9 protein-coding genes are annotated in these 11,721 nt (G+C 39.7%); 7 read left to right on the top strand and 2 right to left on the bottom strand.

Features of this window, described 5'->3' with window-relative positions; all coding sequences use genetic code 11:
• The first annotated feature begins 11 nt into the window (after positions 1-11).
• From HJC33_RS07815 to HJC33_RS07830, 4 genes are all read left to right on the top strand, one after another.
• Positions 12-1,499: a sodium:solute symporter family transporter gene (locus tag HJC33_RS07815; protein ID WP_171658253.1), complete on the top strand. Its 1,488-nt coding sequence runs from the start codon at positions 12-14 to the stop codon at positions 1,497-1,499.
• 165 nt (positions 1,500-1,664) lie between these two features.
• A complete protein-coding gene (locus HJC33_RS07820; RefSeq protein ID WP_171658254.1) occupies positions 1,665-3,368 on the top strand; it encodes a hypothetical protein in 1,704 nt (567 codons plus the stop codon).
• An 8-nt stretch (positions 3,369-3,376) separates the two neighbouring features.
• Positions 3,377-5,056, top strand: coding sequence for a ribulokinase (locus HJC33_RS07825; RefSeq protein WP_171658255.1), 1,680 nt, complete (start codon positions 3,377-3,379; stop codon positions 5,054-5,056).
• Between the two features lie 283 nt (positions 5,057-5,339).
• Positions 5,340-5,741, top strand: a complete 402-nt coding sequence (locus tag HJC33_RS07830; RefSeq protein WP_171658256.1) for a hypothetical protein — start codon at positions 5,340-5,342, stop codon at positions 5,739-5,741.
• An 84-nt stretch (positions 5,742-5,825) separates the two neighbouring features.
• Here the strand turns inward: HJC33_RS07830 and HJC33_RS07835 are convergent, their stop codons facing one another.
• A complete protein-coding gene (locus tag HJC33_RS07835; protein WP_171658257.1) occupies positions 5,826-7,478 on the bottom strand; it encodes a sodium:solute symporter in 1,653 nt (550 codons plus the stop codon).
• A gap of 296 nt (positions 7,479-7,774) precedes the next feature.
• Between HJC33_RS07835 and HJC33_RS07840 the strand changes: the two genes are divergently transcribed.
• Genes HJC33_RS07840 through HJC33_RS07850 form a run of 3 tightly spaced genes read left to right on the top strand, consistent with a single transcriptional unit; the run spans position 7,775 to position 10,897 of the window.
• Positions 7,775-9,067, top strand: a complete 1,293-nt coding sequence (locus HJC33_RS07840; protein ID WP_171658258.1) for a DUF5690 family protein — start codon at positions 7,775-7,777, stop codon at positions 9,065-9,067.
• Positions 9,057-10,211, top strand: coding sequence for a TIGR03364 family FAD-dependent oxidoreductase (locus HJC33_RS07845; RefSeq protein ID WP_171658259.1), 1,155 nt, complete (start codon positions 9,057-9,059; stop codon positions 10,209-10,211). The genes HJC33_RS07840 and HJC33_RS07845 overlap by 11 nt, the downstream gene beginning before the upstream one ends.
• 8 nt (positions 10,212-10,219) lie before the next feature.
• Positions 10,220-10,897, top strand: coding sequence for a phosphonatase-like hydrolase (locus HJC33_RS07850; protein WP_171658260.1), 678 nt, complete (start codon positions 10,220-10,222; stop codon positions 10,895-10,897).
• Here HJC33_RS07850 and HJC33_RS07855 read toward each other — a convergent pair.
• Positions 10,894-11,460, bottom strand: coding sequence for a helix-turn-helix domain-containing protein (locus HJC33_RS07855; protein WP_171658261.1), 567 nt, complete (start codon positions 11,458-11,460; stop codon positions 10,894-10,896). The two genes, HJC33_RS07850 and HJC33_RS07855, sit on opposite strands and share 4 nt — an antisense overlap.
• Between the last annotated feature and the right edge of the window lie 261 nt (positions 11,461-11,721).

Raw genomic sequence — 11,721 nt, forward strand, 5'->3', positions numbered from 1 at the left:
ATGCAACAATTATGAGGACGGTAGATTTAATCATTTTTTTGGCCTTTATAATTGGGGTGACAATTTTTGGCGGAAGGTTCTATAAAAAGAAGAACACATCCCAATCCTACACCTTGGGGAGTTCCATTCCAGATTGGGTGGTCACCATGTCCATTTTTGCCACTTTTGTCAGCAGTATCAGTTATTTGGCCCTTCCGGGAAGCTCCTATAGCTCAAACTGGAACGCCTTTGTATTTAGCTTATCGTTGCCCATAGCTTCTTTGGTCGCCGTCAAATTTTTTGTCCCGTTGTACAGAAAGATCAACAGTCCATCCGCATATACATATTTGGAGGTTAGATATGGACCATGGGCAAGCATTTATGCTTCACTATGCTATTTGTTTACCCAGATTATGCGTATTGGCACCATATTATATTTATTGGCCTTGACCCTAAATGCCCTTACCGATTGGGATATTGCAACCATAATAATTGTTACTGGGGCATTGGTTGCAATATACTCGGCCCTAGGGGGAATATCTGCAATTCTTTGGACAGATGCCATACAAGGTATCATATTGATTGCCGGATCGCTTATCTGCCTTTTATATCTATTTATAAAAATGCCGGAAGGGCCAATGCAGATTTTTGAAATTGGATTCTCTCAGAACAAATTCAGTTTGGGGGATTTCAATTTTGATTTTACCGAGTCCACATTTTGGGTAGTACTTATTTACGGTGTCTTCATCAACCTACAAAATTATGGAATCGACCAAAATTATGTACAGCGGTATATGGTTTCAAAATCAGAAAAATCCGCTAAAAAATCCGCTTTGATAGGAGGGTTGATGTATATTCCCATATCTGCTATTTTCCTTTTGATTGGTACATCTCTTTTTGCCTATTATCAAACTGTCAGCCAACTACCTCCAGAATTAATGGAACCAAACTCCGGTGACAAGATTTTCCCTTATTTTATAGCTAATGAGCTACCGGTCGGAATAAGTGGGATCCTTATGGCCTCTATTTTCGCCGCGGGTATGAGTACCATTTCAACCAGTTTAAATAGTTCCGCAACCGTTTTTTATACAAACTATATCAAAAAGATTATTTCCAACAAAAAGGTGGGTTATCTTCTGAAAGGGGATGGGGTAAAATACCTGTACATATTGTCCATAGCCATTTCCATTATCGGGATTGGGGTATCCATTTTGATGATAAATGTCAAAAGTGCCTTGGACGTATGGTGGAAATTATCATCAATTTTTAGTGGAGGTATGCTTGGTCTATTTTTATTGGGGGTTTTCTTGAAGTCAAAAAACAAGCTCGCACCAATTCTGGGAACAGTTTCGGGAATATTGGTCATTTTCTACTTGAATTTTCCGGGTCTGGGTGGTACCACAAATGACAATACCTCCCAGTTCCACCCATACCTTACCATTGTTTTTGGCACCATGACCATATTTCTCATTGGTTTCCTGATATCATTGTTATTGCCATATAAATCGAAATCAAAATAATAATAGAACAAATGTTTAGTAGTAGTAAGTTTTGAGTTAGTTTAGTTAATTTGGACCGTCTCCAGAATCTAAGGAGGCGGTTTTTTTATCCAAGGTTTAGGTTCATTTACCACCATGATATAAATAATAGAGTAATAGTATAGTTTCATAAAACATATAGCATATATGGCAGCAATAAAATTAGACCATACCGATTGTGCCAAGAACAGTGTTCCAGTAATCGGGATTTTTGCAACATGCGATCCAAGAATAGATGAAGATTCAAGGGTCAGGGCATCAAATATTGTACAATTGGTAGCAGAACAGATATCAGGAAAAATTGTCACGCCTTTCAGTGACGAGGTGCCTGTTGTTTATTCGGATACACTTGTTGATGGTGAAAAACAAGCAGATTTCGTGGCTTCACAATTTAAGGATGCAGGTGTAAATATCATTGTGTGCGTGCCCGATACTTGGGCATTTCCACAATTGACCGTCATTTCACTTCTATCCCATTTTCCGCAAAGTACACCGTTCAATTTTACAACGGGCAACAGTGGGCCCCGTCCAGGGGTGGTTTTTACCCATGCCACCTCGGGTGCCTTGGCACAGTCAGGGCGACTGTTACATATTAATGTGGGCAAATGGGAAGAAACGGGTTTGAGCCCAAAGATAGACCCCGATACCATAGAATCTTTAATAGATTGGTGTTACGCTGCGGTTACCTATCAAGGTTTGGCAGGAAAACGAATTGTGGTCTTTGGCCATGATTCTATGGGTATGGAAACAGCCCTGCCCCATGTCTCGGCAACAAGGAACCAGTTCGGGATTGAAATTACGAGATTGGATATGAAGCTTTTGGCCGATTTATTGGCCAAGGAGTCTTATGACAAGGAAGAGCTTAATCGTTTACGCAATTGGTTAACAGAAGGATCTGCTGGCATTGAATTGCCTTCGGATGTTGATTCAGGAAATTTGGATAAGAGCTTGGCACTATATTTAATTGTAAGGGATTTGATGAAAGACCTCAATGCGGTAGGTGGTGGTTTTATGAGTCAATTGGAATGGGGATCCGACCATCGGGGAATTCCATTACCGGTAGCGGATATCATGGAATCCCTATTCAATTCAACTTTTGACCACAATGGACCCAAAGCGGTCATGCCCTATGCCACTGAAGCCGATGTCCAGGCACTGCTCACCCAACTCGTCATGACGTGGTTATCGGGGGGAAATCCTCCCTTATTTATGGACTTTAGAAAAGTATGGGATCAAAAAGAAATCCAAGAATTGGGAAATAAATTGGGGCTTGATCTAAGCGGGGATACCCTATGGGAAAAGAATGGTTTTGTAGATGGGGTAAATTCCGGGTCTGCATCCTTTGATTGGGCCGCACTCCCTGGCACTTCTCCAGAAGAAATCCTTAAAAGGATCACTTTTCCAAAAGCAGTGGAATATTTTTCCTACTTGGGAAATTCAGTACATTTTGTTTCACCTGGGGGAATTTCCGGTATTGCTGCCCGATTGGCCTTTAGCTCATTGTCGGGTATGTTTTCCATGGTCTGGGACGAAACGGAAACAGTCCTACCTCCCCAAGAGTTGACCAATGCCGTATGCCAAACTGCAAATCCCACATGGCCCCACACCTTTGTAATGCCCAAACATGCAACTATGGTGGAATACAAGCATTATGCCCCAGCCAACCATTTTCATATGACATGGAACCTAAAAAGGGCTAGATTACAGTTCTGGATGGATATGGCCAATGTGCTTTCCGTTACACCATGGGCCGCAAAGCCGGTTTATGAGGAAGGTATTGACCGACCAATTCCACTCTTGTACATTATCAATGGGGGAGAAGACCAAGCAAAACTAATGAGACAAAAATAATCTTTGCCATGAAGTTTACCCTCGGACTGGATTTTGGGACAGGCTCAGGTCGAGCATGCATACTGAGCATGGATTCGGGTGAGATTGTGGCAACGGGGACCTGCGCTTATGAAGGAGGAGAATCTGGAACCTATGTAGACCCAAACAATCCCTTATTGGCCAGACAATCCCCTTTGGAATATTTAAGGGCCCTTGAAATGGCGGTCAAAAATGCGATGCAGGAATTTTTATTAAAAGGGTACTATCCGAAAAATATCATGGGAATCGGTGTTGATGCTACAGGCTCTACACCGATCCCTGTCCAAAAGAATATGCAGCCTTTGATGGCTTTGACGGAGTTTAAGGATGATTTAAATGCCTATGCATGGTTGTGGAAGGACCATACCTCGGTAAATGAGGCGTTGGAAATTACCCGTAGGGCATCGGTGTCAAGACCAGAATATTTGGCAAAATGTGGGGGGACATATTCCTCCGAATGGTTCTGGTCCAAAATTTGGCATTGTCTTAATGAAGCTCCCAGAGTTTTTGAAGCAGCCTATAGTTGGGTTGAGCATTCTGATTTTATACCGGCCATGCTTGCAGGTATTTCCAATGTTAAAGACCTTAAAAGAAATGTTTGTGCTGCTGGCCATAAGGCCATGTATTCGAAAAGTTGGGGTGGATTGCCCGATAAGGAGTTTTTGGCATCATTACATCCGAAGCTGGCAGAACTTAGAGATAGATTATATGATGATGCGTACAATTTTGAGGAATCCTTGGGTACCCTATCCTTGGAATGGAGTAAGCGATTGGGGCTGCCACAAGGGATTCCCATAGCCGTTGGGGCATTGGACGCCCATGTAGGAGCTATTGGTGCCGGGATAGGGAATGGGAAATTTGTTAAGATCATTGGCACTTCCACCTGTGACATTATGGTATTTCCTTTGGAAAATCGACCCAAAGACTTCAATGGAGTGGCCGGAATAGTCGAAGAATCTGTACTTCCTGGTCATATTGGCATAGAAGCGGGCCAAGCTGCCGTGGGTGATTTGCTCAATTGGTGGGTGCAACAAGTACTTAAAGAAAATGTGGCATACCACTCCGTGCTGACAGAGAAAGCAACAAAGCTAAAAGCGGGGGAAAGTGGATTGTTGGCTTTGGATTGGAACAATGGAAACCGGAATGTATTGGGGGACCAACAACTGTCAGGACTGGTAGTGGGGCAGACTTTGGCCACTGCAGATTACGAAATTTATAGGGCGCTGATCGAGGCGACAGCTTTTGGGGCACTGAAGATTATAAGAAGGGTTGAAGATGAGGGAATAGATATAGAGGAGATAATTGTCACCGGTGGAATAGGCCATAAAAATGAAATGTTCATGCAGATCTATGCCGATGTCATAGGCTATCCGGTTCGGTTGGTGGAAAACCCAGAAACAGTTGCGGTGGGAGCTGCTATAATGGGAGTTTCAGCTTACAAAAAAGATGCAGGGGAGCCTGTTCCCATCAATGAATTAATTGATCAATTATCAGTTCCGTCAGATAGGGTATATATGCCCAATACATCTGAATATCGTATCTACTCACGTCTATATAAAATATATTCTCAGCTTCATATGGAGTTTGGAGAGAAAAGTAATAGGAGAGGAACGCTTTTTAATGTAATGAAGGATTTAATGGAGATTCGAAACGAAGTATCGAATCATTAATAGCGAAGTGATTGTAACTTTTTTTGGATTGAAAGTCAGGGTTGTAAAGATTTGGGTAGTGAAGCATAAGTCAAACCAAAATAACCCTTTACGTACTTTATTTACAGTTATTTATTGGAGGCAATTCCTTACACAAAAAAGAGTATAATATTTATTTAGATTTATTAAATTCTTAATCTTTCTCCTTGATTTTTTTGAGATATAGTTAATAATTGATTAAAAAATCATTAAATTAAAAGACCTCCCCCATTTTTAACTAAACTATTTTCAGAATGTATGTGTTATGCCTATTGTAACCTATTGGAAAACTGACACATTTGTTTATGAAGGAAGTGGAATCGTGACCGGGGAAGAAATACTCCGATCGGGAGAAGCTTTTCTTGAACCACCTGAAGGCGTAATTCCAAAATGTCAAGTTGTGAATGCCTTAAAGGTGAAAGATGTACATCTTAATGAACTGGATTTGGTTAATATTTCAGCGGATGATTTGGCTGCGAGTAGAAAGTTTCCTGACCTTAAAGTGGCTCTTGTTGCAAAAGAAGGTCCTGTCATGGAAAGTTTTATCAAGTACCTAAAAGTATCTTGGGCCATCAATACCACTTGGGATATTCGGATTTTCAATTCCATGGATGCAGCTCGTGATTGGTTAAACTGTGTTGGAAGTACTGTTGTGTCTTCTAACTGAGTTTAATCGAGAGGAGATTAGAGGGAAAGACCACCCATTTGGGTGGCCTTTTTGTTTAAAAAATCTGAAAATAGTGCAATAAATTTATCCCGTAAAATAAGATAGGATAGCAACCACAATGATTACCAAAAGAATTGAGAGGATTACATCTACCGTACTATAACTGCCCTTAGTGGCGGCTTTGTCTTCAGCAGTCAATGTGCCAAAAGAAAGACCCTTGATTTTGGCATAATCAGGTTCAGCTGTGGCCAAACTAACTGATACGCACAAAACCACTGAAAAAATGAACATAAAAATGGCCATGTGCGCAAAATTCACTGTTGCAAATTGATACAAAAAACTTGTAAGTTCAGCTCCGGCCGCAATTTGGGGCTGGAAGTATATTTCAGAACCCAATCTAAGGATTAGCAGGACCAAACCAGCCAAAAGTGTGGTTATGGCTGCCTTTGAATTTACTCTTTTCCAGATGATACCCAGCAGGAATACTGCCGTTACTGGAGGGGCAATGTATGACTGGACGTTTTGCAAGTATTGGTACATGACCCCACCTCCAATTTTATCCATGATCGGAATCCAAATGATACCCAATACCACTATGAAACTAGTAGCAATTTTACCAATGGTCAATAGTTGTCGTTCCGATTTTTCGGGACGTAACTTTTTGTAGATATCAATAGTGAAAATTGTAGAGCATGAGTTGAATACGGATGCAAGTGAGCTCATTAAAGCGGCCATAAGTCCACCGGCAACTAAACCTTTAAGTCCCACAGGGAGTAAGGTTTTTACCAACATGGGAAAGGCCCTGTCAGCGCGTTCTACACTAAAAACTTCTGGATTTTGAATGGTCAATGCAAAGGCTATGATACCTGGCACCAAGAAAATCAGAATGGGCATCAATTTAAGATAGGCCCCAAAAATAGCTCCTCTTCTACCTATTTTAATATTATTGGCCGCTAGGGTACGCTGTACAATATATTGATCGGTACACCAGTACCAAATACCTACAATGGTACCTCCGATCAGTAACCCAGTCCAAGGAAAATCTGGGTCGCTCATGGGTCGCCACATGTTAAAATGGTCAGGGCTTGCGGCAATAACGGTCTCTCTGAGTTGCCCCCAACCACCTACTTCCTGTAGCCCTAAATAGGTAATGATCAAAGACCCAAGAATCAAGATGACCGTTTGAAGGGTTTCCGTATAGATAACTGCTTTCATTCCTCCAACTACGGTGTAAATGCCAGTAAAAACAACAACGCCAATAGCACCATACCAGAATGGGATACCTAAAAGTTCAGATACCACAATACCCCCTGCATAAATGGTAACGGACACCTTTGTCAGAACATAAGCGACCAATGAAAAAATGGAAAGGAACCAGCGGGAACGACTGTCAAATCTTTTTTCCAAGAATTCTGGCATGGTGAAAGCTCCACTTCGTATGTAAAAGGGAAGGAACAACCATCCGAGTAAAAGTACAATCCAGGCATGAAGTTCATAGTGGGCCATGGGTGTGCCGGATTCAAATCCAGTTCCGGCAAGTCCAACTACGTGTTCCGAACCTATGTTTGATGCAAATATAGAGGCTCCTATAACGAACCATCCTACATTTCTGCCTGCCAAAAAGTAGTCCTGGGTGTCCTTGTTCTTTTGGGCAACGACCCATACGGCCACTCCTATCAAGGCCAAAAAATAGATGCCCAGAACTATCCAGTCTGGCCTTTCTAAAACAGATTCCATAATTAAATTGGTTTAGTTTGTTCGGTCATTATCAAAATGACGTTGAGTTAAATGAAATTGGTTAATGCTTTTTCAAAAGCATCAGGTTATATTTTCAGTGTAAGAGCAAAATAGAGCATATTACTCTTGATGAAGCTAATATAACTGGAATTTTCCAAAATTTCCTTTGGGACGAAATAATCTAACAAACGAGGGTATAATTTTTTGCTAACAATTATTTAAACTGAAAACAATAGGTAATTTCCTATAAAAGTGAGTAATTTGAAAAATTAATTTATTATTTGTAAACATTAATAATGAATAAGAATACTTCCACCAAGCGGCCAGTTTCCACCTTTGTGCTTCATGCTTCTGTGGCTGCCTTTGGAACGTATTTTTGTATGTACGCGTTTAGGAAGCCTTTTACAGCCGCTACTTTTGAAGGATTAAATTTCTTTGGCGTCAATTATAAGATTCTATTGATTATTGCCCAAGTCTTGGGTTACGCACTTTCAAAGTTTGTGGGCATTAAGGTGATATCTGAGCTAAAACCAAACCGCAGACTTTTATATCTCATTTCTTTGATAGGACTTGCGGAGCTTGCCTTGTTTTTCTTTGCTTGGGTACCGGCGCCCTACAATATTGTCTTCATGTTTTTGAATGGGATTCCCTTGGGTTTGATATGGGGAATTGTATTCTCATACATTGAAGGGAGAAGGTCCACAGATATATTGGGTATAGCACTTTGTTCCAGTTTTATCATTTCCAGTGGTGTGGTCAAATCCATTGGGCTTTATGCAATGGACTTTTTTGGTGTAGATGAATTTTGGATGCCAGTTGTGACCGGGGCTCTCTTTATTGTTCCGTTACTATTTTTTTCATTCCTTTTGCAGCGGGTACCGCCCCCAACCAAAGCTGATATAGAACAGCGTGTTGAGCGGATACCTATGACGAAGCAAGAACGGAAAGCTATTATATCAACCTTCTTTTTTCCATTGTTCATTGTGGTAATTTTCTATACCCTCCTAACTGCATTTAGGGATTTTAGGGACAATTTTGCTCGAGAGCTGTGGGACAGTATTGGTTACGAAGGAGACATTTCGGTATTCTCCACTTCAGAAACTATAATAGCTGTGGTGGTTCTTTTGATTGTAGGTTCAGTTTTCTTTATCAAGAATAACTTAAGAGCTTTATTGGCCTATCATTGGTTGCTTCTTTTGGGAACTATCGTATTGGGAGTTTCAACTTTACTTTTTCAAATGGAAATTTTAAATCCATTTATATGGATGGTGTGCACTGGTTTTGGACTTTACATCTGCTATGTGCCCTTCAACGGACTCTTTTTTGATCGTTTAATTGCCGTTTTTAGAATCAAGGGCAACTCAGGGTTTTTAATCTATATCGCAGATGCGTTTGGCTACATGGGAAGTATTTTGGTATTGCTCTATAAAAACTTTGGCCAGGCCAATCTTTCTTGGCTTAATTTCTTTGTTTATGGCACTTATACAGTTGCTTTGATAGGAACTGGTATTTCCATTGTTTCCTTCTTACATCTAAAGGCCAGGCACAAATCACAAAATTTTAAAGAACAACTGGGTTATGGACAATAAATTTGATGCCATCATTGTTGGTGGAGGTGTCTTGGGGACTTTTCATGCCTTTCATGCACTGAAGGCTGGTTTAAAGGTGTGTTTGGTGGAAAAAGATGCCCGTCCTCAAGGTGCTACAGTCCAAAATTTTGGACAAGTTGTTCCATCTGGAATGAACTCCAAATGGCAGAAATATGGCCGGGAAAGTTTAGCGATATATAAAGAAATACAATCGTTGTTCGATATTTCCATACGTCAAAATGGTACGGTTTACCTAGCATCAAATGATGAAGAAGAACAATTGTTGGTAGAACTCAGGGCCATTAACAATAATAGTGGGTATACCTCCAAAATGTTGACCAAGGATGAGTGCTTAAAACGTTATGCGGGCTTAAGAAGCGATTATGTTCAAGCAGGACTATTTTTCCCAGAGGAGGTGACGGTGGAACCTCGAGTAATGATTCACAAACTACATGAATATTTAAAATCCACTGGACTTCAGATAAGAACTAAATTTCCAGTCATTGCATGCACAAAGAAAGGAGATGTGGTAGAGGTGGAAAGTTCTGCTAACGAAAAAATTTGGGCCAAAAAAGTAATTATCTGTAATGGAAGTGACTTTAAAACTATATATCCAGATTTGTTTCAAAATAGTGATTTAGAAGTTTCAAAATTACAAATGATGCAGACCAAACCGCAAAAGGACTATGTTTTAAATGGTTCTATTTTAACGGGTTGGACCATAAGAAGATATGAGGCTTTTCATGAATGTGTATCCTATGCGGAAGTCAAGGCAAGAGAAGATGCCAATAGTCTTCAAAAAAAATGGGGAGTTCATATTTTGTTCAAACAGGCTGTGGATGGATCTGTTATTTTGGGAGATTCACATCAATATGCTGATGCCGATAAAGTAGAAGACTTGGGCTTTGATTTGGATATGGATATCGACAATTTTATGATTGAGGAAGCAAAAAAAATCATAAAATTACCCACTTATGAGATTCAGCACAGATGGTACGGGATGTATTCACAATGCAAGACCAAAGATATTTTTACAACCACTGTTGATGAAGATATTCACATAATTACTGGGATTGGAGGAAAGGGAATGACGGGAAGCGCTGGTTATTCCAAAAAAAATATTGCTACTATTTTTAATACATAATATTGAATATGAAAGACATACAACTTGCGGTTTTTGACATGGCGGGCACTACGGTCAACGAAGATAACGTAGTGTACAAAACCGTTCAAAAAGCATTGGCCAATGCAGGATTGGAAACAACTTTGGAAATTGTTTTGGAGTTTGGGGCCGGAAAGGAAAAATTTAATGCCATCAAGGATATAATAAATGAGATTGCCCCTGAGTCCAAATTTAATGCTGATGAAATTCATGCAGACTTTAAAAATTTATTGAAGGAGGCATATGCTAATTTAGAGGTTTCCCCGTATGAAGGAGTAGTTGAGCTTTTTGAAACATTAAAAGACAACCATGTGAAGGTAGTATTGAATACGGGGTATGATGCAAAGACCGCTCAAAGTTTGGTGGACAAATTGAAATGGAAAGTTGGAGAAGAAATTGACGCTTTAATCACTGCCGATGATGTTGAAGTGGGAAGGCCATCATCAGAAATGATTGACAAGGCAATGGAGCAATTTGATATTTCCGATTCTGATAAAGTATTAAAGGCAGGAGACTCCATAATTGATATTGAGGAAGGTAAAAATGCCAACTGCGGAATTACCGTTGGGGTATTGACAGGTGCGCATACCCGGGAGCAATTGGAAAAAGCCAATCCTACTTTGATTTTGGAAAGTCTTGAAGAATTGGGAAAAATCTTATTTCCTTAAATAAAGAAGTAGACTACCAACATTTTTGAAGCAATTTTGCCTTTGTTTATCGGTACGTGGGGAATCCTACCATCAAAAAATATGGAATCCCCTTCTTTCAAAAGTACTTCTTGGTCTCCAATCACGTAATAGCATTCACCGGTCAAAATGTATTTAAACTCAAAGGCATCCGTTGTTACTTTTTCACGTTTGGAGTTGGGAAGTACTTCCAAAAGGACACTTTCAAAACCAACAGAGTTAAGCTGTTTGCTAAAAATATAATTATAGGTAAACCCAACAGCTTCGTCTTCTTTTTCAATGATGGAATGGTCATCTTTGCGCGATACCAAAAAATTTTGACCATTTACTTTCGGCATACCATCAAAAAAGTCGGTCATTTCCGTTTCTAAGGAATCCACAATTTTTAAAAACACTGGAAGGGAGGGAATGGTTCTGCCATTCTCAATCCGGGAAATTAATCCAGCAGTTACCCCGGCCTTCATGGCAATGTCATTAATGGTTTTTTTATTGTTCTTCCTAATTTCCTTAATGCGTTTTCCTATACCGATTAAATAGTCTTCCATCATATTTATTTAAGTTCTTACTTTTTTAGTATTTATAATATTTTTCAATTTTCTTAAAATGAAACTGTAGTAGCTTAACCTATTGTTAAGCAATAAGATATTAAAATGTTCATATACCGCAAGATACTACAAAATTTGAATATTTGTAAATAATATTTACCTAACGTTACCACAATTCTTTTAACCTTTCCGTATCATTTTTTTAATCTGTACAACGGCGTGCTTTAACGCTAGTGAATGATATTTGTTGATAAATAATTA

The sequence above is a fragment of the Flagellimonas amphidinii genome (genome assembly GCF_013090115.1).
Classification (GTDB): domain Bacteria; phylum Bacteroidota; class Bacteroidia; order Flavobacteriales; family Flavobacteriaceae; genus Flagellimonas; species Flagellimonas amphidinii.

What these genes read in the sequence shown, in the direction of transcription:
- HJC33_RS07815 (WP_171658253.1), top strand. Translation starts at nt 12, where the DNA reads ATGAGGACGGTAGATTTAATCATTTTTTTGGCCTTTATAATTGGGGTG.
- HJC33_RS07820 (WP_171658254.1), top strand. Translation starts at nt 1,665, where the DNA reads ATGGCAGCAATAAAATTAGACCATACCGATTGTGCCAAGAACAGTGTT.
- HJC33_RS07825 (WP_171658255.1), top strand. Translation starts at nt 3,377, where the DNA reads ATGAAGTTTACCCTCGGACTGGATTTTGGGACAGGCTCAGGTCGAGCA.
- HJC33_RS07830 (WP_171658256.1), top strand. Translation starts at nt 5,340, where the DNA reads ATGCCTATTGTAACCTATTGGAAAACTGACACATTTGTTTATGAAGGA.
- HJC33_RS07835 (WP_171658257.1), bottom strand. Translation starts at nt 7,478, where the DNA reads ATGGAATCTGTTTTAGAAAGGCCAGACTGGATAGTTCTGGGCATCTAT.
- HJC33_RS07840 (WP_171658258.1), top strand. Translation starts at nt 7,775, where the DNA reads ATGAATAAGAATACTTCCACCAAGCGGCCAGTTTCCACCTTTGTGCTT.
- HJC33_RS07845 (WP_171658259.1), top strand. Translation starts at nt 9,057, where the DNA reads ATGGACAATAAATTTGATGCCATCATTGTTGGTGGAGGTGTCTTGGGG.
- HJC33_RS07850 (WP_171658260.1), top strand. Translation starts at nt 10,220, where the DNA reads ATGAAAGACATACAACTTGCGGTTTTTGACATGGCGGGCACTACGGTC.
- HJC33_RS07855 (WP_171658261.1), bottom strand. Translation starts at nt 11,460, where the DNA reads ATGGAAGACTATTTAATCGGTATAGGAAAACGCATTAAGGAAATTAGG.